General features: G+C 65.4%; 17 protein-coding genes. 9 read left to right on the forward strand and 8 right to left on the reverse strand.

The features are described 5' to 3' along the window. Positions 1–10: 10 nt before the first annotated feature. Together LZC94_22000 and LZC94_22005 are read right to left on the reverse strand one after the other, a co-directional pair. Positions 11–442 (reverse strand): dihydroneopterin aldolase, encoded by a 432-nt coding sequence (locus LZC94_22000; protein ID WXB19884.1) that lies wholly within the window; start codon positions 440–442, stop codon positions 11–13. A gap of 131 nt (positions 443–573) precedes the next feature. Continuing rightward, entirely contained in the window at positions 574–1,383 is an 810-nt protein-coding gene (locus tag LZC94_22005; GenBank protein ID WXB19885.1) for an SDR family oxidoreductase, read from the reverse strand. Between the two features lie 298 nt (positions 1,384–1,681). Between LZC94_22005 and LZC94_22010 the strand changes: the two genes are divergently transcribed. Both LZC94_22010 and LZC94_22015 read left to right on the forward strand, forming a co-directional pair. After that, positions 1,682–3,076, forward strand: coding sequence for a DEAD/DEAH box helicase (locus LZC94_22010; GenBank protein WXB19886.1), 1,395 nt, complete (start codon positions 1,682–1,684; stop codon positions 3,074–3,076). A gap of 825 nt (positions 3,077–3,901) precedes the next feature. Further along, entirely contained in the window at positions 3,902–4,354 is a 453-nt protein-coding gene (locus LZC94_22015) for a hypothetical protein (GenBank protein WXB19887.1), read from the forward strand. Between the two features lie 120 nt (positions 4,355–4,474). On the opposite strand, the gene LZC94_22020 is transcribed toward LZC94_22015, so the two are convergent. Together LZC94_22020 and LZC94_22025 are read right to left on the reverse strand one after the other, a co-directional pair. Further along, positions 4,475–5,236, reverse strand: coding sequence for a hypothetical protein (locus LZC94_22020; protein ID WXB19888.1), 762 nt, complete (start codon positions 5,234–5,236; stop codon positions 4,475–4,477). 17 nt (positions 5,237–5,253) lie between these two features. Continuing rightward, positions 5,254–5,694, reverse strand: a complete 441-nt coding sequence (locus LZC94_22025; GenBank protein WXB19889.1) for a hypothetical protein — start codon at positions 5,692–5,694, stop codon at positions 5,254–5,256. Between the two features lie 477 nt (positions 5,695–6,171). Here LZC94_22025 and ilvD point away from each other — a divergent pair, with 477 nt between their 5' ends. Continuing rightward, a complete protein-coding gene (gene ilvD / locus LZC94_22030) occupies positions 6,172–8,028 on the forward strand; it encodes a dihydroxy-acid dehydratase (protein WXB19890.1) in 1,857 nt (618 codons plus the stop codon). Here the strand turns inward: ilvD and LZC94_22035 are convergent. Both LZC94_22035 and LZC94_22040 read right to left on the reverse strand, forming a co-directional pair. Continuing rightward, positions 7,940–8,674 carry an HINT domain-containing protein gene (locus LZC94_22035; protein ID WXB19891.1) on the reverse strand — a complete coding sequence of 245 codons (735 nt, stop codon included), beginning with the start codon at positions 8,672–8,674 and terminating at the stop codon, positions 7,940–7,942. The genes ilvD and LZC94_22035 overlap by 89 nt on opposite strands. Positions 8,675–9,215: 541 nt before the next feature. Then, a complete protein-coding gene (locus LZC94_22040) occupies positions 9,216–9,368 on the reverse strand; it encodes a hypothetical protein (protein ID WXB19892.1) in 153 nt (50 codons plus the stop codon). A gap of 39 nt (positions 9,369–9,407) precedes the next feature. Here LZC94_22040 and LZC94_22045 point away from each other — a divergent pair, with 39 nt between their 5' ends. Together LZC94_22045 and LZC94_22050 are read left to right on the forward strand one after the other, a co-directional pair. After that, complete coding sequence (locus LZC94_22045; protein WXB19893.1) at positions 9,408–10,148, forward strand: hypothetical protein; 741 nt, start codon at positions 9,408–9,410, stop codon at positions 10,146–10,148. A 107-nt stretch (positions 10,149–10,255) separates the two neighbouring features. Further along, entirely contained in the window at positions 10,256–11,782 is a 1,527-nt protein-coding gene (locus LZC94_22050) for a hypothetical protein (GenBank protein ID WXB19894.1), read from the forward strand. Positions 11,783–11,863: 81 nt separating this feature from the next. On the opposite strand, the gene LZC94_22055 is transcribed toward LZC94_22050, so the two are convergent. Next, a complete protein-coding gene (locus LZC94_22055; protein ID WXB19895.1) occupies positions 11,864–16,078 on the reverse strand; it encodes a tetratricopeptide repeat protein in 4,215 nt (1,404 codons plus the stop codon). Between the two features lie 524 nt (positions 16,079–16,602). Here LZC94_22055 and LZC94_22060 point away from each other — a divergent pair. Continuing rightward, positions 16,603–17,484: a hypothetical protein gene (locus LZC94_22060; GenBank protein WXB19896.1), complete on the forward strand. Its 882-nt coding sequence runs from the start codon at positions 16,603–16,605 to the stop codon at positions 17,482–17,484. 176 nt (positions 17,485–17,660) lie between these two features. On the opposite strand, the gene LZC94_22065 is transcribed toward LZC94_22060, so the two are convergent. Next, on the reverse strand, positions 17,661–18,170 hold the full coding sequence (locus LZC94_22065; GenBank protein ID WXB19897.1) for a hypothetical protein: 510 nt from the start codon (positions 18,168–18,170) through the stop codon (positions 17,661–17,663). Between the two features lie 250 nt (positions 18,171–18,420). Here LZC94_22065 and LZC94_22070 point away from each other — a divergent pair, with 250 nt between their 5' ends. The 3 genes from LZC94_22070 to LZC94_22080 are packed head-to-tail and all read left to right on the forward strand — an operon-like array spanning position 18,421 to position 23,967. Next, positions 18,421–19,626 (forward strand): TolC family protein, encoded by a 1,206-nt coding sequence (locus LZC94_22070; GenBank protein WXB19898.1) that lies wholly within the window; start codon positions 18,421–18,423, stop codon positions 19,624–19,626. Between the two features lie 25 nt (positions 19,627–19,651). Next, complete coding sequence (locus LZC94_22075) at positions 19,652–20,869, forward strand: efflux RND transporter periplasmic adaptor subunit (protein WXB19899.1); 1,218 nt, start codon at positions 19,652–19,654, stop codon at positions 20,867–20,869. A gap of 47 nt (positions 20,870–20,916) precedes the next feature. Continuing rightward, positions 20,917–23,967, forward strand: coding sequence for a multidrug efflux RND transporter permease subunit (locus tag LZC94_22080; GenBank protein ID WXB20227.1), 3,051 nt, complete (start codon positions 20,917–20,919; stop codon positions 23,965–23,967). The last annotated feature ends 6 nt before the right edge of the window (positions 23,968–23,973 follow it).

Here is a 23,973-nt window from a genome sequence, read left to right on the forward strand (position 1 = left end):
TTCCCCGCGTTCAGCCAGGCTCCGCCCTGCGTTGAAGGTCGGGCGTCCCGAGCGCCGCACCGTGGCGCTCGATCTCGATGCCCGCCGTCGAATCCGGAAAAACGTCCAGCTTCTCGAGCCGGACCCGCGCAAGGTGAACGCGCGCGTCCTCCAAGCAAATGGCCATGATTTGCTCGGCCAAGGTCTCGAGCAGCTTGACATGCGCATTGCGAACGCACGCGCGCGTCTTCTTGACGATCTTTTCATAGTCGACCACCGAGTGAAGCTCGTCGGCCAAAGGTCCGGGCTCCTCGCGCACCGCCAGATCGAGGTTGATCCGCAATCGCTGCGCCTGCTCGCGCTCGGGCGCGGGCACACCGATGAAACAAGGGACCATCAGGTCACGAATGAACACGTGACGGAGCCTTTGCCGTGCGTCGGCCAATGTCGTTCGTTCATCCATCGTGGCTTCGTCCTCGTTTCATTCGACTCTCGGTCTTCTCGGCCTTCGCGTTCTTTTCGGTCTTCGCGTCGTTCGCGTTCTCGGTCGTCGCGATTCACCGTTTGCTTGGTTGGGGGCGGGATCGAGCGCGGTCAATCGCGCGCGGCATCGTCCGGCCCCGGTTGCGCCCACCCCAGATGCTGCCCCCCGTCCAGGGCGATCATTTGCCCCGTCATGGCCGGGGCATCGAGGAGAAAATTCACGGCGTGGCTGATCTCTTCGGGGCTCGCCCCCCGCTGGAGCGGCAGCCGCTGAACCTGACGCGCGAACTGCTCGGGCGACTGATGGACGCTCGGCAAGGTCGGACCCGGGCCGATGGCGTTGACCCGAATGCGCGGCGCCAGCGCCAGCGCCATGGTTTGCGTGAGCGTCCACAGCGCGGTCTTGCTCACGGTGTACGAGACGAAGTGCGGGGTCAGGTTCCAGACCCGCTCGTCGAGCACATTGATGATGCAACCCGAGTGGGCGGGCGGGAGCTCCCGCGCAAAGGCCTGCATGAGCACGAAGGGCGCCCGCAGGTTGGTCTCCAGGTGCAGATCCCACGAATCGCGGGTGGCGCTGAGCGCGCTGTCGTACTCGAAGCGCGAGGCGTTGTTCACCAGGCAGCCGATGGGCCCCAGCGCCTCGATGGCGCGCTCGAGCAAGGTGCTCACCTCGGCCTCGCGCCCCAGATCGGCCCCGAGCGCCACCGCCTTTCCCCCCTCGGCGGCGATCTCGGCCACGACGGCCTCGGCCTCCGCCTGCGATTGGCCGTAGTGCACGGCCACGCGAAACCCGCGCCGCGCGAGCCCCAAACCAATGGCTCGACCGATGCGCCGACCTCCCCCGGTGACGAGCGCAGCGCTCGGCGTCGTGCCCTGCACCTGCGGCTGCGGCTGCGGCTGCGGACCTGTCTCGTGCATGGCGCAGGCATATAGCATCCGCCGGTGGCGAACGGGACCCCTCGTGCGCCCAAGGATGCCGCGCCGCGCTACAGGCCCCTTGACGGCGGCTGTGCCGTCGGTTAAAGGGAGCGCGCAGTATCTCGCTGGCGCGGGCGGTTTTCTTTGCCCGCTTCCATCGCACCCGTTTCGCGAGGCTTGCGCTGGGTCAGCAGGATGTGACGTAGCCATCGGGCTACTGTTACCCCTTTCCCATGCGGTGGCTCCGAGGGAGCCGCACCCGCGCCCCGCATACCAACAGAGAGCGAGTCATTCTCCATTGAGTTTCCACAGTTCCCGTCGCGACCACCGTCCCCATGGCACGGGCGGTCGCGCTGCACGCCGCGCCCACAACCACCACGACACCGATCCCCAAGCCGCCAAGGCGCGCGGCGCCCTCGCACCGCGCGAGCCCGTATGGGCCCCGAGCCCCATCACGCCCGAGATCGCGCAAGCCATCGCCGCCTCTCCATTCGCAGCGCTGGGCCTCTCGGAGCCCATCGTTCGCGCCATCGTGGACGAGCGGTACGAGAGCCCCTCTCCCGTTCAAGCGGAGGTCATCCCGCACGTGCTGGCAGGCCGTGACGTGCTCGCGTGCGCGCAAACCGGCACCGGAAAAACCGCCGCCTTCGTTCTGCCGATTCTGCAGCGGCTCGCGGCCGAGGCCCTACCGCAAGGCCCAAAACCCATCCGCGCCCTCGTTCTCACGCCCACCCGCGAGCTCGCGGCGCAGATCACCGAGCGCGCCACCGTCTACGGCCGCTACCTTCGCTTGCGGCACACCGTCGTCTACGGCGGCGTCAACCAGCACCGTCAAGAGATCGCGCTGCGCGCGCAGCCGGATCTTCTGGTGGCCACCCCGGGCCGATTGCTGGACCTGCTCCGGCAGGGCTTGGTCAAGCTCGACGGCGTGACCCACTTCGTGGTGGACGAGGCCGACCGCATGCTCGACATGGGCTTTCTGCCCGACGTGCGCCGCATCTTCGCCACCTTACCGAGCGATCGTCGCATTCTGCTCTTCTCGGCGACCATGCCGGCCACCATCGAAGCGCTCGCCAAGACGATGCTCCGCGATCCCGTGCGCATCGCCATCGCGCCCACGGTGACCACGGCCGAGAGCGTCGATCAGTCGGTCATGTTCGTGTCCCGCGCCGACAAGCGCGCCCTGCTCGAAACCGTCCTACGGGACGACTCCGTCCAGCGCGCCCTCGTCTTCACCCGCACCAAGCATGGCGCCAGCCGCCTCTCCGAGCAGCTCGACCGCGCGGGCATCACCGCCCTGGCCATTCACGGCGACAAGACCCAGAGCGCCCGCGAGCGCGCCCTCGACGCCTTCCGCCGCGGCAGCACCCGCGTCCTGGTGGCCACCGACGTCGCGGCCCGCGGCATCGACGTCGATGGCATCTCCCACGTCATCAACTTCGACCTCCCCAACGTCGCCGAAAGCTACGTCCACCGCATCGGCCGCACGGGCCGCGGCGGCGCCGTCGGCCGCGCCATCTCCTTCTGCGACCGCGAGGAGCGCTCCCTCCTGTCGGACATCGAGCGCTACATCCGCCGGCGCCTCCCCGTCAGCGGCGGCGAACCTCCGCCGGAGCCCGCGGCCACCCCAACGCCGTCCCCGGCGACAAACGCGCGGCGACCAAGGCGGTATCGCGGCACGCGCTTTCGCTGATTTTCGAGGCGCAAAACGGGGGGCGGTCCGGATTTCCGGCGGATGCGGCGGGCGCTCCGGATTCGGGCACATGCAGCTGCGGACACGCTCCCGCCTCCCAAGGGGCGGGTTGGGCTGTTGGAGCCGCACGACCGGCGAAGCACCAAGCTAGGACGAATTCGCCCAGCGAAGGTTCCTATGTGATTCGTGTGCGAATCATTTGATGATCTCGCCGAACACCCGCATGTGATTCGCTAGCAAACGATTTTGCTCCGCCGGAGCACAAGCGTCTCGCCCGATGCGCCCGCATTCGCCCATCGCGGGCCACATCATTCGTATGCAAACGATTCTGCCCGGCCGGAGCACAAGCGTCGTCGGCGCACGAACGCCATTTCCGCCGGAGCCGGCGCGCGCCGTATCCCAGCCCATTTCCTGCTACGGCGAGCCGACGCTGTCGGCCCAACGAACGATCGTTCGAGCATGGTTTACCGAGTTTGAATCGGTAGCACGCCGGTTGAAACCATTTCAATCCAATTTTGGGGATTCCACGACATCGAGCGACCTCGCAATCGCCCTCGAGCTCGAACCCACGGCGCGCGCCCCCGGCGTCATCAAGCCATCTACGAAAAGTAGAGAGCGCGCGGAACCGATCCCAACGAGCGAGGACCAGGGCCGCGAACTACGATAACGACGCGAAAAACGCGATACCCGATCATGAAAATGGATTTGTCGCGCCACGGCGCGCGACGCGACGCACGCGCTTCCAAAAAGAAGCGTATTGAATTTTTATTTCACGTATCCATATTTGCACGGTATGCATCATCACTTCTCGCAAGGAGGTATTCGATGAATCTTATGCATTTTGCGAACTTCGGAGCCGTGGGATCGTCGCTCAAGGTGGCCGCTCTCGCAGCTGTCGCAGCCACGCTCGGCCTCTCCGCCTGCGCCGCGCAATCGGATTCGCCCGAAGGGCAATCGCCGGCCGCCGACGAAAAAACGGCCGCAGCTTCGTCGCAGCAGAATGTCGAAGCGGCCGCCGCTCCCTGCTGGCAAAGCGGCGGCAAATGGTGGTGCAACAACCGTGTTCCCACGTACCTCTATCAGAACGACGCCCGCGTGGATCAGCTGAACACCAATCCCAGCTGGTTCTACTGCCGCAAAGAGGCTGGAAGCTCCGGCGGCGGCCCGCACCCGAATCGATGGATCAAGACCATCGGAGACGTCGCCGGCGTCGTCGGGTACGCGCGCGACATCGACATTGCGAGCGAGACCAACTCGCTCCCCGTATGTAACGAATAGCGCTCGCGCGGCCCCAATCCGCACCAGGGCTCGGAGCGCCCAACTCCGAGCCCTTGTCCTGCGAAGCGCCCGACCGTCACCGGCCGCGTAGATTCCCGGAGGCGCGCCGGGAGAGACGCCTCACCAAAGTGCGAATTGGCCGTCGAACGCTCGGAAGTGCCACGTAACCGAAATGCCCATGCCATAACTGCGGGGGTGGATCACATCTTTTGCCACGTACGCGCTCCACGAGACGTTCTGCGTCGCCCAGACGTCGGCCGCGATGCGCGGCTCGATCACGAGCTGGACCGCTTCGGATTGCACCTTGTTGCCGTCGATGCGTTGCCTCAGCTGCACCCAACCGGCCCCCCCGAAGATCTCCGCGCGGAGCGAGAGGAGCCCGAGCGGCAAGCGATAACCGACGTGGGTGCCGAAGGTGGCCATGGTCATATCCAAGGTTCCGCGACGGCCAACGCGGTGCTCGTCCACCGTGAAATCGTCGGCATGCGATGCGCCCCACATCACGGCCCCGTCGCCTCCGACATAGAGTTGGTCGCTGACGAAACAACTCACCGCGAGCTCCGCACCGAGCCCGCGAAACGACGAAACGCCGAGCGCGCGACCGGGATACGTGTAGTCGTACCGATCGAGTCGCTTTTCGTGCACCGTCCCTTCGAACGTCATGTTGTCCGGGGTCATTTGGCTACCGCGCATCCCGAACCGCACGACGAACGGCGGCAATCGTTGGATCGACCACTTGGCGCCATACCGAGAGCAGCGCTGCTCGCCCACGATCGAGCTGACCTCGACGCACGCCTCCGACGAACCTTCGGGGGCCGCCTTTGCCTCGGGGGCCAGACACCAAAGGCCGAGCGCCATCACCGATGCCCGAAGCCGATTCACGACGACGAATCTCCCCATCACGTTCCGCTCCCGGATGACAAACAAATGGGCGCAGGGTGCGCGTGCGGCGCATCCGGCGCGATGGCCGAGACATCCAGGCACACCTCGGGTCCCAGCTCTGCCCCCTCCCCCACGTCGAGCCGAATCTGCTCATGGCCCCGCGTGCACCCGCCGACATCCAACTTCTCGATCTCATGGCGCGGATCGTGGAGCACCACGGACACGGCGCGCCCGTCCGCCTGCGTCGTCCCTATCCGCAGCTTCGTCAGATCGAGCGGATGGGGTTCTTTGCAGTGATTGCCAACATGAAGATCGAGCAGCCCGCCCTCCGGCCGCCGGGTTACCGCGAAGCCCACATCGAGGCATCCCAAATTGCGAACCGCCGCGGGCGCGAGCTCCTCGGCCAGCCTGCCTTGAAGGTAGGGGCTCGCGGTCGCGATGCACGCGAGGCCCGGCATGAAAAGGAGCCCTCCCACGAGAGCGCGCATCCACATGCCCGCGCACTCAGCGGGAAGCGTGCCATCGCTCCCATTTGGAAATCCGTTCCGCAGCATCCGGCGAAGGACGCCACGCCACCCATCAAATCGGCATTAATGGATTCGCCGCCGCACCGCCTACATTGGGAATGCACGCGATGAAGGTGCGGCCCGTGTACCCGTGTGGTGCGGGGGGCACGTGTACCACGGTCGACAGGCCACGCCTGCCGAGCCATGTCGTTCGTCGTCCGCGGATCCCAGCTCTGGAGATGGGTGGACCACCTCCGTCGTGAACGCGAACGGAGACCAAAGCTCGGCGAACGCCTCGTCTCACTCGAACAAAAGGGCCGAGCCCGCCCCCATGGGTTCCAACGACAAGCTCGTCCGATTCGGCGGCCCGCACGCGGCACCCGATGCGCTCGCGTGGCGCGAAAATGGGCTAGTCTAGAGCCACCCGACATGCCCCAATACCGCTCCCGCACCTCCACCGCCGGCCGCAACATGGCCGGCGCCCGCGCACTTTGGCGTGCAACCGGAATGAAAGACGGCGATTTCGACAAGCCGATCATCGCCATCGCCAACTCGTTCACCCAGTTCGTTCCTGGCCACGTGCACCTACAGGATCTCGGCCAGTTGGTAGCGCGCGAAATCGAGCGGGCGGGCGGCGTCGCCAAGGAGTTCAACACCATCGCCATCGACGACGGCATCGCCATGGGCCACGGCGGCATGCTCTACAGCTTGCCCAGCCGCGACCTCATCGCCGACTCGGTCGAATACATGGTGAACGCCCACACGGCGGACGCGCTGGTGTGCATTTCCAATTGCGACAAGATCACCCCCGGCATGCTCATGGCCGCCTTGCGCCTCGACATCCCGGCCGTCTTCGTGTCGGGCGGCCCCATGGAGGCCGGCAAGGTGAGCTGGGGCGACAAGACCCGCCACCTCGATCTGATCGATGCCATGGTCGACGCCGCCAACCCCAAGGTGAGCGACGAGGAGGTCGCCGCCGTCGAGCGCTCGGCCTGTCCGACCTGCGGCTCGTGCTCGGGCATGTTCACCGCCAACTCGATGAATTGCCTCACCGAGGCGCTCGGCCTCTCGCTGCCCGGCAACGGCTCGGTGCTGGCCACCCACGCCGATCGCAAAGAGCTTTTCCTGCGCGCCGGCCGCCTCGTGGTGGAGTTGGCCAAACGCTATTACGAACAAAACGATGCATCGGTATTGCCGCGCAACATCGCCACCTTCGAAGCCTTCGAAAACGCGATGAGCCTCGACGTCGCCATGGGCGGCTCGACCAACACCGTGCTTCACCTCTTGGCCGCCGCCTTCGAAGCCGGCGTACCCTTCAAAATGGCCGACATCGATCGCGTCTCCCGCCGCGTGCCCTGCTTGGCCAAGGTCGCTCCGGCCACCGCGAAGTACCATATGGAGGACGTGCACCGCGCCGGCGGGGTCATGGGCATCCTGGGCGAGCTCGATCGCGCGGGCCTCCTGCACCGCGACGTGCACACCGTCCACAGCATCTCCATGGGCGCCACCCTCGACGAATGGGACGTGATGCGGCAATCCGCGGACTCCCCGGCCGTCACCTTCTACCGCGCGGCCCCCGGCGGCGTACCCACCCAAACGGCGTTCAGCCAATCGAGGCGCTACCCCACATTGGACACGGACCGCGCCGCCGGCTGCATCCGCAGCAAGGAGCACGCATACTCGCAAGACGGCGGCCTCGCCGTGCTCACGGGCAACATCGCCGAGCGCGGCTGCATCGTCAAAACCGCCGGCGTCGAAGAGTCGATCCTGAAATTCTCCGGCCCCGCCCGCGTCTACGAGAGCCAAGACGCCGCCGTCACCGGCATCCTCTCCGGCGAAGTCGTCGCCGGCGATGTCGTGGTCATCCGCTACGAGGGCCCCAAGGGCGGCCCGGGCATGCAAGAGATGCTCTACCCCACCTCCTATTTGAAGTCGCAAGGCCTGGGCAAAGCCTGCGCGCTGCTCACCGACGGCCGCTTCTCCGGCGGCACCTCCGGTCTATCCATCGGCCACGTCAGCCCCGAAGCCGCCGAAAAAGGCACCATCGCCATCGTCGAAAACGGCGACACCATCGAAATCGACATCCCGAACCGCACCATCCGTTTGGCCATCTCCGACGAAATTCTCGCCGCCCGCCGCACCGCCATGGAGGCCAAAGGCCGCACCGCATGGAAACCGGCGCACCGCGACCGAGTCGTCAGCCCTGCGCTGCGCGCATATGCGGCCATGACGACCAGCTCCGATACGGGCGCCGTCCGTGACGTGAGTCAGGTGGAACGGGAATAATGTATGGACGCAGAAGCTGCTGCACCTTATTCCAACCACCTGGACCTACGTCGTGAATTGCACCATCAGGCAGGTTCGCCATCCTAGCTACGCCCAAGGTACGATTGTTTAGCGTCACCCACTGCCCATTCAACTCCATGACTTTCAGGGTGAGACCTGCCGGCAAGCGTTGGTGCAATCGCGCCTGCGCTACCGCATCCTCCAGGCTTCGCCCTGCCCAATCGCCGTTACTGAACGTTGGCCCATAGCTGTCCTGCGTGAACAACACGTCATATGGGTCGACGTTGTGCACGAGAACCGGTGTATTCCCTGCAACAACGAAGAACGTGTGCGTCCCCTCGACGCTCAGGTTGAACGTTGCCGCGTCGCGCGATTCCGCCGCGATCGAGCGAATGAAGACAGAACGTCCCTCGTCGTCCATCAGCACATCGCTCGTCGTAAGTTCTTCCGCGACAGTCCAACCGCGTTGAGTCCAGAACGGGTGACGGCCTGTCGCAACGACTTCGCCGTTGCTTGCCCCGACTATCTCAATGTGAAACAGTCGATATGTCGCGTTGCGATGAATCTGAATCACTCGATGCGCGTCCGCTCGATCCGCATCTTGGGGGTTCGCATCGCGGGCCGCAGGAATCGACTTACTCATCATTACGGAAAAGACATCAACGACGGCATGCTGTTACGCCGGCATCGTCCCGTACCTCGACACCCCACGCCCGACGGAGATGCACAGCGTCAGCTTGAATGCGGCGTTTCGACTCTCCGGACCTGCGGCTCCTCATCGCGATTTTCACTGTCGGGTGCCGTCGAGAGCCTTTCGCCCCCCGAGGGAACCTGATTCGCCGAGTTGCTCAGAGCGCCGAGGACGCCGCCAAGGGCATGTACGCGGCAGTCGCACACGAGCTTGCGCAAGCATCGTCCTTCCGCGGCGCCGCGACTCAACGTCGTCGTCATCCGCTACGAGGTCCCCGTGGCGGCCCGGGCGTGCCCGAGACGCTCTACCTCGCCGCGCCACGATCGGGAGGTTCGAGCGACGTGTTGCACCGCTGCGCCGTCACGCGGCGTGCTCGTGGGCGCTCTCCGGTTTGCCCGAGCGGGCTTGCCCCACCTCTTTTCTTCACAGGATCAGGAGCGCGTCACCGAAGCGATAAGAGTTTCCTGAGTCGTTCCGGATCCCACTTCGGCGATTCTTACATGTCGTCGAAGCACAGTTGGCCCGAGAGCCCATCTTCGGGTGACATCAGGGTCGAGTGGGATCGATCGAAATGCAGCCCTTCGGTAAACTCCAATGTTCTTGGCCGCAGCAGCTCGCCCTCGTATTGTTTGCCGCGGGGTGCCATCACGAGGCATCCGTACGCCCCGATGAGCCCAGTCATCACGCCATGATGGGGATCGACGCAGCGGCGCCTACGATGGGCGATGCCCGCGACGTCGCGGGCGATGCAAAAGACGGCGGCAGGCCGCAGGCCAAACCTCCTCGGCCCAACGTGTGCGCGAAACCCAACGGTGCTCCGCAGAACGCAACGTGTGAAGGCTGGGCTCATTATCTCGTCGGGGCATTCAACCCCGCGCAGCCCTGGAGGGGCGCGGGCCGCACGGTCCATGGCAAGGCGGCGTTCTATCAAGCCCTCACGACGGCCGGGCCGCCACCCGTGGTGCGCTGGGGCGCCGCGTCGGACGCCACCTTGGATCGTGTCGAGGAGGTCGATCCGGGCGGAGCGGTGGGGACCTGGCTCATCGAACTGCGCGAAGCGCTGAGGGTCGCCGCGTCCGAGGGCACGTATGAAGAAGCGTCGCACGAGGACAACGACTTCTACGGAACGAGGGTCCGGTTCGAGGAGGTTCGGCGCGTGCACGCCAGGGCCGATGGCCGTGCCGGATATCGTCTCCGTGTGCGGCTCGAGATCGGGGCGGGTGGTCACCATGCTTGGAATGCCACGACGGCCGTCATGCACCTCCAGGGAGACGTCACGACACGATGCGACCTCCTGGACGGCGCCATTCTGAACGGGGCCATGAGCGTTCGGCTGCCCGATGACTTCGAAGGCAAACATTGGAGCTCCTCGCGGGAGTCCGTGACCTTCCGGCTCTCCGGAAGTTGTGACATTCCCCCAGAAGACTAACGTCGACGAGGCGCGCGCACGCGGCGCGGTGCGATGCTTCGGTAGGCGCCCTTCGGCTCTTCTTTCGCTTGTGCGGTCGCCCTCGCACTGGTACCGACCTCGAAGAGATGCCCCCGCGACGAGCCGAATCCCGATTTCTCACCGTTGCCGCCTTCGCGACCGTGCTCGTTGGGGTCCTGCTCGCGCTCGGGGTTCAGACGGTTCCCGTGGGCCGCTACGAGATTCACGACAAGGGGATGCTGGGCACCCTCGTGCTGGTCGCTGCGGCGTTTGCGCTGCCTCTGTGCGCGCGCATGGTCGCCGCGCCCCACCCGTCGAACACGGCGCTCGCGCGCAAGGTCGCGATCCTCGTCGTGACGGGGTTCGCGCTGCAGCACGGCCTCGCGCTGGCCGAGAATCGGGGGTGGAACGGGATGCGCGACCGCATGGTGGGCAGAGGGCACGCCGAGTTCGCGCTCGAAGCGGGAAAGTTGCAGAGTGCATGGGCTGCGTTGCGCGACTACGAGACGATTGCGGCCGAAAAGAGCTTTCTTCCCTCCAAGCCTCCCGGGCAATTGCTGTTTTACATGGCCGTCGCGGACCTGGCGGACGCCGTGGTGCCGGATCGGTGGTCGGTGCCGCCGCCGGATCGGCCCGAGGTCGAAACGAGCCGGCAATGGCGCTTGATAAACACGGCGTTGTTCGTTTACCCGCTGCTGTCGATGCTCACGCTCCTGCCCCTGACGTATTTGGGGCTCGCCCTGCTCGGACGCGATCTGGCGCTTTGGCCAGCGTTTCTTTACATGCTTTGCCCGCCCGTGCAGTTGGTGACGTTGCACCTCGACCAAACGCTTTATCCGCTATTGGTCACCACCCTCTGGGCGTTCGCCGTGCGCGCCGTGTGCGTTGCGGGCGCCACGCGCGACGACCCAGGCGCCGCTCGCAGCGTTGCGCGAACGCGGGCTCTCTGGGCAGGCGCCGGCGCCCTCGCGTGGCTCGCACAATTCGTATCGTTCTCCGTGCTCCCCGCCTTTCCGCTGACGGCCGTCCTCGTGTGGGCCGCCCGGGCCACCATCCGCAAAGTCGACCGCCCCCTGCCCTGGCGCCCGCTACTTCGCGGAGCGCTCCTCGCACTCGCCGTCTTCGCGCTCCTAACGGCGCTCCTCGCCGCAGCGGCAGGTTACAATCCGCTCCACGCATTTCAGCGCTCGCTGGCGCACCACCACCGCTGGATGCGCTGGAACGAATCGCTGCGCTGGCCCGCCGCCCGATTGAACCTGCTCGAGTTCTTCTACTGGATCGGCCCGCCCATCGTTCTGGCCTTCGGCTGGCAATGCGCCAAGGGCATCGCGTCCCTCGTCCGCCGTCGCATCGACGGACGCAGCACGCCAGCGATGGGCACCGCCGCCATCCTCGCCGCGACGGCCATCTTCGGCGCAACCTACGGCGAAGTCGCGCGCCTCTGGCTCTTCCTCGTCCCCGCCGTCATCCTCTCCGCCACGCCAACCTTCGCGCACCTGGTCGCCGATGCAAACACCGACACCGGCGCAGACGTCAACGCCAGCACCGCGCGCAGACAGCGCATGCTCCTGGTCACCGCCGCCCTGCAAGGCGCATGGATGTTCTGCCTGAAAGCCATGCAAGACTTCGCATGACCGCAGCCGCCGACGTACCCGCAGCGGCCGCCGCACCCCGCAGCCGCCGTCATATCCCGCAGCCCCGGCCGCCGCTTCCCCTCACGCCGCGACGGCAATCCCCAGCGTTTCACGCAAATTGAAATACGGCTCGCTCACGCTGAAGAGCACCAACTCTTTCAACTTGTCCTGCGGCGCCATATCCCCCGGAAGCTGCGGCTCGGCCACGATGATCTTCTTCGCAATTTCCAGATCGGCGCACAGCAAGAGCCCCGCGCGCATGGCCGTCACTTCCACGGTCTGAGCCCACTTCTTCAGGTCGACCTTCATCCCCTCTTCGATGAACCGCTCGACAATCACCCGCAGCGAGTCGCGCTGAATGGGCTGCATGTATTTGACCAGCTCCGCCGCGGCACCCTTCACGCCCTCCGCCACGTCGGAAGGAACATTGAAGTTGGGTTTCACGATTTTGACGGCCGCGAAGAGCATCACCTTCAGCTCGTTGAGCGACGGGAACAAATTCCGCATATAGTGTCCGCCGCGGTAGTACGTCAGGTGCTTGCCGACGATGAAGGTCAGCTCCTGCGGCGTAAACCCGCTGAGGATCGTCTGCCCCGCCACGCTGGCCGGCGGCGAATAGGGCACGGCCAACAGCGAGCCGGCGATGTCGGTCCGCACGTAGAGCTCCGGTGCTTGCACCCCGAGCACCTGCGCCGCCCAGCCGAACGTCTTCGCCAAGGTCACCGTGCTGGTCGCGGGATCTTGCCGATACCTGCGATCGAGCGCCGGCAATTGGTTTGCGGCCTTGAGCTGATTCAGCTTCGCCACGATGGCGGCCGGGATGATCATCTCGAAAATCTTGTCGATATACAGATTTTCTTCTTGGTGGAACAGGTTCTTGATCCAATGCTCGGCGCACAGCCGATTTCGAACTTGGAGCATGCGCCGCGGCCGGTAGCTCTCGAAGAACTGCTGCTCGTTCGGGTCGGCCTGGTGCATGAAGGAGAGCGCCGCGCACATGCACCACGCGCGATCGTACTCGTGCCGCGCCAGATACAGCTTGCAGAGCGAGCGGTAGGGGCCGGCCTGCGTCGGGTTGGCCTTCAAGACCTCCGTGTGCTCGACGATGGCCGCGTCGGTCTGGTTCGTTGCTTCGAAGAGCTCCGCCAGAATTTGGCGGTCTTGCGTGTGCTCCTGCCCCGCGCGCGCCGCCATCTTGAACGCCTCGATGGCGCTCGGTACGTCGTTCAGACGATCGCGGTAGATGACGCCCAAATTGTGCCACAAATTGTGCAGGAGCTCGGCGTTGGTCGAGTGGGTGAGCCGCCGCAGCATTTTGCGGAAGGAGCGCTCGAGGCCTTTCCAATCTTTGTTGGCGGTGAGCATCTTCACGATGCGCTCGAACGCCTCGAGCAAATTGGGATTGAGATCGAGCGCCTCGTTGTAGACTTCGATGGCGCGCGCCTCGTCGTTCATCTTTTCGCGGTAGATCTGCGCGACGGTGGAGATGTATTTGCTCTTGCGCGTGGGATCGCGATCGAGCGACGCCATTTGCAGGACCATCTCGATCACGCGCGGCCAATTTTCCGCCTGCTGATAGAGCATCACGATGCGGTGGAGCAGCGGGTGCAGGTTGGGCTTGATGGCGCGCGCCTCCTCCAGCGCCTCCAGCGCCTTTTCGAGGTTCTTCGCCTTGTCGACCCAGATGTCGGCCAGCTCCTGCAAAAGGACGAACTTGGCCTCGGGATCGCGCTCGCCGTCGACGATCTTGCGCTTCAGGGCGGCGACTTGTTTCCAGTCCTTGGACTCGGTGTACAGCGAAATACAAGCCTCCAGGGTCGGCTTGTGGACCTCGTCCGAGGTGAAGGCTTTTTCGAAGTTGGCGATCGCCTGCTTGGCGAATCCTTGTTCGCGTTTCATGCAACCCAACTTGAAGTAAACGTCGGCCCGGATTTCTTTTTCGTCCGGCGGGAGCGACGTCAAGAGTTTGTGGTATTTGGTGAGGGCCGCGTTCCAATCGCGCAGACGGAACGCAGCGTCGGCCATCCCGCGAACGGTCACCAGATCGGTGACGTCGAAGCGGTAGGCTGCGGTAAATGCTTTGAGGGCTTTATCGTCTTTGCCGAGCGACAGGCAGACGTGCCCCAACTTCTTGTGCAGCTCCAGCTGCTCGTTGCGCGGCTTCTTCGTCGCTTTTCGGATGACGAGCTCCAGCGGTCCCTCCGCCTTTGCCCACTCCTTGCGATCGATGTAGTCGTCGATCAGCTGCAGCGCGGCCTCTTCGTTGTCGTCGTCCGCTTGGTACGCCGCCTCGAAGGCCAGGATCGCGCTCTCGTGGTTGCCGAGCTTCTCCTGGTGCAGCCGCCCCATTTCCATCAACAGCCTGGAGCGGGTTCGCGCGTGCGGGGTGTGGCTCTGCTCCTGATCCAGGTAACGCACCGCGCGCTCGTAGTCGCCGTTCTCGGTGGCGATGGTGCGCGCCGCGGCCAGGGCCTTGATGTGCGACGGATCGAAGCCGATGGCCAGATCGTAGCGGTCCTGGGCCGACAGGCGATTGCCATGCTTTTGCTCGATGGCCTTGCCGATGCGGTAATAGGCCTCCGCGCGCTCCTGGGGATCGCGCGTCAGCTCGGCCAGGCGGGTCATGTGCTCGATCGATTGATCGGAGTTCCCCTGGCTCTCGTACAGCTTCGCCAAGGCGCCGTTGGCCTCGACATTCGAATCGTCGAGCGCCACCACGTGCTCGTAGGCCTCGATCGTCTTTTGCGGATCCGGCACCTCCTCGGTGTGGATTTGCGCGATGGTCAGGTAAATCCGAACCTTCGTCTGCCGATCGTCGGTGATGCGCAGATGGCGCTGGTACGTCTTGACCAGCTCCTTCCACTTGCGCAGCTTCTTGTAGCTGCGCTCCAGCGCCTCGTAGGCGTCCTCCGAGGTGGGATCGATCTCCAGCACCTGCTCGAGCCTCTGGGAGACCATCTCCGGGCGAACGAAGTGTTCGTCGTCCAGCCTGGCCAGGCGCAAAAGAACGTCGATGCGCTCGCGCTCCGTGGTCGCGCCCTCCAGCGCCGCTTCGAGCACGCGCGCCAGATCGTTCCACTGATGGAGCGCCTCGTGGATGCGCGCGCAGCCCATGAGCGCGTGCATGTTCGTGGGATCGGCCTTCAGGACCTCGCGGTACACCTCGAGCGCGTTCGCGTTCTTGGGGACCAGCTCCTCGATTTGCGCGTAGTACGCCTGGGCGTATTCGGCGTGCCCCGCCTGGGCGTTCCAATGGGCGAGGTGGAGCAGAATGCGGATCTTCTTCTTTGGATCGTGCTGCGTCGCCTCATCGTCGAGCCAGCCGGTGGCCGTTCGAATCAGATCGTCCCAGAGCCCCGTCTTGCCCGCGACCCGCTCGATGTGGCGCACCGACGACACGTCGTGGACGTCCTCTTCGAGCGCGCTGGTGAGCGCCACGAAGGCTTCGTTGGGATCGTCGAGGCCGTCCTCGCAGACCTGCGCGATCTTGTGCAGCAGCGCGATCTTCTCGTGCTTCTCCGGCCCCGAATCGAGGCGGGAGATGAGCAAGTCGATGAGCTGTGGCCAGCGCGAGGCCCGGCGATGGGCGCGCTCCAGCTCGCCGAACGCGTCATGGTTCGACGGATCGATTTGCAGGATCTTTTCGTAGACGCCCGCGGCGTCCTCGGGCCTTCGAAGGGTCGACGTCCAAATCGCCGCGACGCTCCAGTACTCGTCGATCTTGGCGGCGGGAACGGTCAGGGCCTCCGCGCGCATCATCTTCACATCGATGACCTCGAGCCAACGGCCCCCGCTGCGGTACAGATTCTCCAGCGCATCCATCGCATCGGGATCGGGCTCGATCTCGAGCAATTTGCGCCAGGCTTCGGCCGCGTCCTCCGGGCGTCCGAGCACGCGGAGGTAGGTCATGGCCAGCTCGCGAAAGACGTCCTTCAGCTCCTCGGGATCGAGGATGTGCGACGCGCGGCCCACGATCTGATGAAGCGCGAGCACGAGCTGGTTGGCATCTTGCTGGCGGCGCCAGATCGTGGCGATCGAGCGAAGCGCGACCAAATTGGCGCGATCGATCTCCAGGATGCGCTGGTAGTCGGCTATGGCCTTGTCGTCGCGCCCGAGCTTATCGATGAAGATACGCGCGCGACGGGTCAGGATATTGAGCCGATCGTCTTCGTTTGGAACGATGGCGAGGGTCCTCTCGAGGACCTCCACCAAGTCCCGCCACATCCCTTGTTTTTCGTAGAGGTTCGCGAGTGCGGCAAGCGCCTCCGGATCCCCCCACCTTAGGTCGAGAGCCACTCTATCTCGTTCGATGGCGCCCTCTGGCTACAGGGTGCGACTCTGCGGCACATCTTCTTCTCGACCGACGCCTTTTTGCTTCACTTGAGGCGCTCGGGCAACGACGTGAGTGAACCGCTAGGACGCGAGGGTCGCCAGGGGTTGCGCGATTCGTCGCGCTTCGTCCCTCTTACCCTCCTCCTCTTCTCCTCTCTTCTCGTGGCGCCCCCGGCGCCCTGGCGGTTGATCCTTTTCCCGACTCTCCTCTCTCGTGACGACCCCTCGCGCCCTGGCGGTTGATCCCATGGATCGCCTTCCCGACGTGGGGTCTCGAGCCAACATGGGCAAACGGTCGCGGCCGGCGTGGCATCGCAGCGGGCGCGTTCGAGCGTGCGCGGCGGCCGGCGGCCGGGAGACACCTTCGTGACGAGGGAATCGTCTTGCCGGCGGCGGCGTAACTACCCAAGATGTCGGCCGCGAGGTTGTCGTTAGATCGAACGCCGTAGTGGGCCGTAGGCACGCTTGATGTCGAGGTCGAGGTTCCGATGATAAAGTTCTATGTCATCGCGAGTGCAATCGGTGTTTTGTCGACGATCGCATTCTACGAAGGCAAAAACGCCCTGGGCAAGGCGCCCCACCGCGGGAGCGCGACGGCCAACGCCTCGTGCAACGCAGGCAAAGGGGCGGCGAACGCCAACGACGAGGCCATCGAGTCCGCGCGCCAGTCGCTGGCCGATTCGCTGATACGGTGTCAGGAGCGCCTGCAACAGAAAGAGGGAGAAGAAGCGGAGCGCCTGTCGTCCGAGATGTTCACCGCGGGGGGCGCGGGGAACGTCGCCTCCACCGAGCTGACGAATGCGACCGACGAAGCCGCTGCCCAGGCAACGAACACGGTGGAAGATCGCTTCGATCCCACCAGCGAAGAGTGGAAGGAGCTCGCCAAGCACGGACAAGTGAAACTGAGCCGGCCATGTGCCATGGGCAACGACTGGTTCCCCGGCGTGGAGGAGCTCCAATCCGTGGGGCTCAAAGAGAGCGACGCGCAGACGGTGGCCGACGCGTACAAGCAAGCCAACGCCCGCGCATGGGAGACCACCCGCGCCAACTGTGCCGAGTGGCTCGGGGCCGACGCCAAGGTGGTCGAACGAATCGGCGCGGAATACTGCGAATCGATCCTAGACGCCGAGGCCCAAAAGGACGCGAACATCTTCAAGCACGTCGCCGAGGTCCGCGCGGGCACGCGCGCCGAAGACGGCTCGCGCCTCGATCCCATCGAGCGCTACTACCTGGCCAAGACCCGGGAGCTCAAAGCCTTCGAGGCCGACCTCTCCCGCCGCGTCGGCGCCGACCACGCCCGCCAAATCACACAGTCGTCCACCTTCTGCATGATGCGCGAACAGTGGCCCGAACCCGCCGGGCACGACTGACCGCCCGCGCACCGAACACGCCCGCGCACCGAACACGCCGCCGCCCCCGCACCAAACACGCCGCCGCCTCACGCCTTGCGAAGCGCCAAATTCTCGACCACCGTCGCCTGCGGCATCCGCCGAAACACTTCGAGCAGCTTCGTACCGCGGCTGCCGCCCCCAAACACGCCGCCGCCTCACGCCTTGCGAAGCGCCAAATTCTCGACCACCGTCGCCTGCGGCATCCGCCGAAACACCTCCGGATCCACGCGCAGCTTCGTACCGCGGCTGCCGCCCCCCACGATGACACGAGGACGCGCCATCACGGCAAGGTCCACCAAGATGGGCAGCTCGGCGGGAAGCCCGAACACGGTCACACCGCCGATGATCATCCCCGTCAAACGCACGGTCTCGTCGGCGTCCGCGAACGACGCGCGCTTGCAATCGAGCTGACGGCACACGGCCTTGTTCACGTCCAGGCGCGTGTTCGCGAGGAGCAGGCACACAGCGTATTTGCGCGGCTCGCTCTTGCTCGCCACCAGGATGGCGTTGGCCGAGTCCCCGAGCTCGAAGCCGTAGTGCGCGCAGAACGCCGCCGTGTCGGCCAGCGCGGGATCGCAGGGCACCACGTCGAAGTCGGCCCCGAGCGAGCGAGCATGTGCGGTCACGCGGTCCTCGAGCGCCAGAATGTCGTTTTCGTGGCTCATGAACCCTGCGAATTAGGGTGAACGGGCCGCTTCGCCAAGCGAAAAACCGTTCGCCACCGAATTCGCGCCTTTCGCCATCGAGCGGGAACCCTTCGCCGTTCTTCACTCGACAGGCTCGCTTCGTCATGGTTTTTCGGACCGCATGCCCGCGGCGCTGCTTTTACCCATCCTTTTGGCGCAAGCCATCTCTACCGTTCCCTCGGAACCCGTGCATCCTGCACCTTCCCGAGTCCTCACCCTTCGCGAAGCGATGGACACCGCAGCCGCCCATCAGCCAGCCATGCGCAGAGCCCGCGCCACCACCGACATATCGAGGGCCCGCGTGGAGCAAGCGCGCTCGGGCTACCTCCCCCAGTTGACCGGTACGGCCACCTACCTGCGCCAAACGCGCAACACGGTGCCCACGGGCGCGTCGACGGGGTTCGTGCCGCCGAGCCCGAGCAATCGAAGTTACGACGCGTTCAACTTCCGGCTCTCGGCCAGCCAATTGCTCTACGACTTCGGCCAAACCGATGGGCGCTGGCGCGCGGCCGACGCCACCGTGGAATCATCGCGGCAGAATGAGCGTACCCAGCTCATCGCGGTGCAGTTGGGCGTCAAGACGGCGTACTACGCGGCCCGCGCGAACAAAGGGCTGGTCACCGTGGCCGAAGAGACGCTCGCCAATCAGCAACGACGCCTGCAACAGATTCAAGCCTTCGTCCTGGTCGGCACCCGCCCGGAGATCGACGTGGTGCAGGCGCGCACCGACTTTGCGAACAACCGCCTCACCCTCATCCAGGCGCAAAATGACTATGAAAACTCCAAGGCCACGGTCAATCAAGCGATGGGCGTGGTGGGCGGCACCGACTTCGACGTCGCCGACGATGACAGCGGCTCCATGCCCGACGAGGACGAGCCGCTCGAGAACCTGGTGAAGAAGGCCATGGGGCAAAGGCCCGAGCTCTTGGACCTCTCCAAGCAGCGCCACGCGCAGGAGCTCACCGTGCGCGCCGAAAAAGGCGCGTACGGGCCCAGCATCTCGGCCAACGCCGACGGCTCCGCGGGCGGGGCGGAGCTCGGCGGTCTGGTTCACAACTGGAGCGTGGGGGCCACCCTCACCTGGCCCATCCTATCCGGCTGGAAAACCCATGGCGTGGTTCACGAGGCGGAAGCCAGGCTCACCGACATCGACGCCCAAGTTCAAACGCAACAGCTCCAAATTGCGGTCGACGTTCAGAAGGCATGGCTCTCCGTCAAGGCCAGCAAAACCGCGATCGCGGTGGCACACGAAGCGCTAACCAACGCGCGCGAACAGCTCCGCCTGGCGGAGGGGCGCTACAACGCGGGGACCGGCAGCGTGATCGAGCTCGGAGACGCACAAGTGGCCGCCACCAAGGCGGGGGTGGGGGTCGTACAAGCGGATTACAATCTGGCGACGGCACGCGCTCAGCTTCTCGCCGCCCTCGGTCGATGATGGATCGTTCATGAATGGAGATCGCATGCGTGCGTGGCGATGGATCGTAGCGGTGTTGGTGCTGGGCGGGCTGGTGTTCGGGTACACGCGGTATCGCGCGTCGAAGAGCGCCGCGGCAGGAGGCCCGGCCGCTTCCGCCTCGGCCTCGGCCGCAGCCAATCGCCCGGTGCCGGTGGTCCTCGCCACCGTGGAGTCGAAGGACACGCCCATTTACCTCTATGGCTTGGGCACGGCCACGGCGTTTTACACGGTGACCGTGAGGACCCAAGTCGACGGGCGCCTCGATCGGGTGCTCTTCAAGGAGGGGCAGTCGGTCAAGAAGGGCGACGTGCTGGCGCAGGTCGATCCGCGCCCGTTCGTCGCCAAGCTGCACTCCGCCGAGGCGACCCTCGCCAAAGATCAGGCCACGGCCAAGAACGCCAAATTGAACCTGGACCGCTACGAGAAGCTGGTCGGCCAGAAGCTCATTTCGCAGCAGGACTACGACAACCAACGCGCCACCGTCGACCAGAACGACGCCCAGGTCCGCACCGATCAGGCCGACGTGGAGAACGCGCGCCTGCAGGTCGAGTACTCGCGCATCACCTCCCCCATCGACGGCATCACCGGCGTGCGCCAAGTCGACCCGGGCAATGTGGTGAAGCAAGCCGACGCCAATGGCATCGTGGTGATCACGCAGCTCGATCCCATCGCCGTCTTCTTCACCCTTCCGCAAGACGATCTGCCGCGCGTCTCCGAGGCCATGTCGCGCGGCCCGCTCACCGTGGAGGCCTTCAGCCGCGACGGCGATCAAAGCCTGGGCGCCGGCACCGTGACCTTGATCGACAACCAGATCAACACGGCCACCGCCACCATCCGACTGAAGGCCACGTTCCCCAACCCCGATCGCAAGCTCTGGCCCAACCTGTTCGTCAAGGCGCGCCTTCTGCTCTCGAACAAGCGCGGCGCCCTGGTCATCCCCGCGGCGGTGGTGCAGCGCGGTCCGCAAGGGCCATTTGCGTATGTCGTGAAGCCCGACCAGACCGTGGAGATGCGACCGGTGGAGGTGGAGCTCACCCAAGGCGACTCGGCCATCATCGCCAAGGGCTTGAACGCGGGCGAGCGGGTGGTGGCCGACGGGCAGTTCCAGCTCAAGCCGGGCTCGAAGATCGCGCCCCGGCCGAGTGACAAGAGCGACAACAAGGCGGCTACGCGCGCGGGGGATGCGCCTGCTCCCGCGCCGAGCGCCAGCGGGGCGCCGTGAACATCTCCGAGCCGTTCATTCGACGTCCGGTGGCGACGTCGCTCTTGATGGTCGGCCTCTTGCTCGCGGGCATGATCGCCTTTCGGCAATTGCCGGTTTCGGCGCTGCCCCAGGTCGATTATCCGACCATCGTCATCTCCACCTTGCTGCCGGGCGCCAGCGCGGAGACGATGGCCTCCGCGGTGACCACGCCGCTGGAGCGCGAGTTCGGCCAGATGCCGTCGCTCACGCAAATGACATCGGTGTCGAGCTTTGGCAGCTCGCAGATCACCGTGCAGTTCGCGCTGGATCGCAACATCGACGCGGCCGAGCAAGACGTGCAGGCCGCCATCAACGCCGCCTCCAGCCTCCTGCCGAAGACCTTGCCCATTCCGCCGACGTACAGCAAGAGCAACCCGGCCGACACGCCCATCCTGACCTTGAGCGTCAGCTCGGACACCATCGCGCTCGATCAGGTCAACGACTACGCCGACTCCATCCTGGCGCAAAAGATCGCGCAGGTCTCCGGGGTGGGCCTGGTCACCTTGAACGGGGCGCAGAAGCCCGCCGTGCGGGTGCAGGTGGATCCGGTGGCCCTCTCGGGGCTCGGGCTGGGCCTGGAGGACGTGCGCCAAGCCATCCTGGCCGCCAATGTCAACCAGCCCAAGGGCAACATCGACGGCGCGCGCCAGGACTTTACCCTGGCCACCAACGACCAACTGTCGAACGCCGCCTCGTTCCGGCCCATCGTCATCGCCTTCAAGAACAACGCGCCGGTGCGGCTGTCGAACGTCGCGCAGGTGATCGACGGGGTGGAGAACGCGCAGCTGGCCGGGTGGGCCAACGACAAGCGCGCCATCATCCTCAATGTGCAACGGCAGCCGGGCGCCAATGTCATTCAGGTGGCCGACGCCGTGAAGGCGCTCCTTCCGCAACTTCGGGCCACCCTCCCGCAGGGCATCGAGGTGAAGATCCTCAGCGACCGCACGGAGACGGTGCGCGCGTCGGTGGAGGACGTGGAGTTCACCTTGGTGCTCACCGTGGGCCTGGTGGTCGCGGTCATCTACCTGTTCCTGCGCAATTTCCGGGCGACCATCATCCCGGGGGTGGCGGTGCCGCTCTCCTTGGTGGGCACCTTTGGGGTGATGTACCTGCTCGGCTACAGCCTCAACAACCTCTCCTTGATGGCGCTCACCATTTCGACCGGCTTCGTCGTCGACGACGCCATCGTCATGATCGAGAACATCGCGCGCTACATCGAGGCGGGCGAGCCCCCGTTCGAGGCCGCGCTCAAGGGCGCCAAGCAAATTGGGTTCACCATCCTCTCGCTGACGGTGTCCTTGGTGGCCGTGCTCATCCCGCTGCTGTTCATGCAGGGGCTCATCGGCCGGCTGTTCCGCGAGTTTGCCATCACCTTGAGCGTGGCCATCGCGGTGTCGGCCGTGCTGTCGCTCACCTTGACCGCCATGATGTGCGGGCACCTCTTGAAGCCGCACCAGCCGGGCAACGAAGGGCGCTTCTACCAAGTCTCGGAGCGCTTCTTCGAGCGGATGATCGGGGTCTACGACGTGGGGGTGCGCTGGGTGCTGCGGCATCAGTTCTTCACCTTGATCGTCACCCTGGCCACCGTGGCCCTCACCGCGTACCTGGCGGTGCTCGTCCCCAAGGGGTTCTTTCCGCAGCAGGACACCGGCATCATCACCGGTGTATCGGAGGCGCCGCCCGATGTGTCGTTCGGGCGCATGATGGACCGCCAGCGCGCCCTGGCCGACGTGCTCCTCTCCGATCCCGACGTGGTCTCCGTCGCCTCGTTCATCGGCGCCGATGGGACGAACGCCACCATGAACAGCGGGCGCATGAACATCACGTTGAAGCCGCGCGCCGAGCGCGAGGCGAGCGCGGAGGAGATCATCGCGCGCCTCTCCCCCAAGCTCGCGCACGTGGAGGGCACCGCGCTCTATCTCCAGTCGGTGCAGGACCTGCAAATCGACAACCGCATCGCGCGCACGCAGTACCAGTACACGCTCGAAGACGCCAGCATCGAGGAGCTGCGCGCCTTTGCGCCGCAGGTGCTGGCGAAGCTGAAGACCCTCCCCGAGCTCCGCGACGTGGCCAGCGATCTGCAAGTGTCGGGGCTGCAGGTGGCGCTCACCATCGACCGCGACACCGCCTCGCGCCTGGGGGTCTCGCCGCAGGCCATCGACGACGTCCTCTACGACGCGTTCGGCCAGCGCCAGGTGTCGACCGTCTTTACGCAGCTCAATCTGTACCGCGTCATCCTGGAGGTGAAGCCGGAGTTCCAGAAGAACCCCGACGCCCTCGATCGCATTTACGTCAAGGCGCAGAGCGGGGTGCAGGTGCCGCTCAGCGCCTTCACGCATTTCGAGCCCAAGCCGGTGGCGCTCTCCATCATGCACCAGGGGCAGTTCGCGGCCACCACCCTGTCCTTCAACTTGGCCGAGGGCGCATCGCTGGGCCGCGCGGTAGAGGCCATCCACGAGGCCAACCGCGAAATTGGCTTGCCGCCCGGGATCCACGCCGAGTTTCAAGGGACGGCGGCGGCGTTTCAGGAGTCGCTCGCCAGCGAGCCGGTCTTGATCCTGGCGGCGCTCATCACCGTCTACATCGTGCTGGGCATCCTGTACGAGAGCTACATCCACCCCATCACGATTCTGTCGACCTTGCCCTCGGCCGGCGTGGGTGCCCTCTTGGCGTTGATGCTCACCAAGACGGAGTTCAGCGTCATCGCGCTCATCGGCATCATTTTGCTCATCGGCATCGTGAAGAAGAACGCCATCATGATGATCGACTTTGCGCTGGAGGCCGAGCGCGACGAGGGCCTCTCGCCGGAGGAGTCGATCCACAAGGCGTGCCTTCTGCGCTTTCGCCCCATCATGATGACCACCTTGGCGGCCCTCTTTGGCGGCATTCCGCTGGCGCTGGGGCAAGGCACGGGCTCGGAGCTGCGGCGGCCGTTGGGCATCGCCATCGTGGGCGGGCTGCTCATCTCGCAGGTGCTGACCCTCTACACCACGCCGGTCATCTACCTTTACATGGATCGCTTCGCCCGCTTCGTGCGCGGTGGGCGGCGGACGGCGGCCGAGGTCCGCGCGGAGTGATCGAGC

The organism is Sorangiineae bacterium MSr11954, from assembly GCA_037157815.1.
Taxonomy (GTDB): domain Bacteria; phylum Myxococcota_A; class Polyangia; order Polyangiales; family Polyangiaceae; genus Pendulispora; species Pendulispora albinea.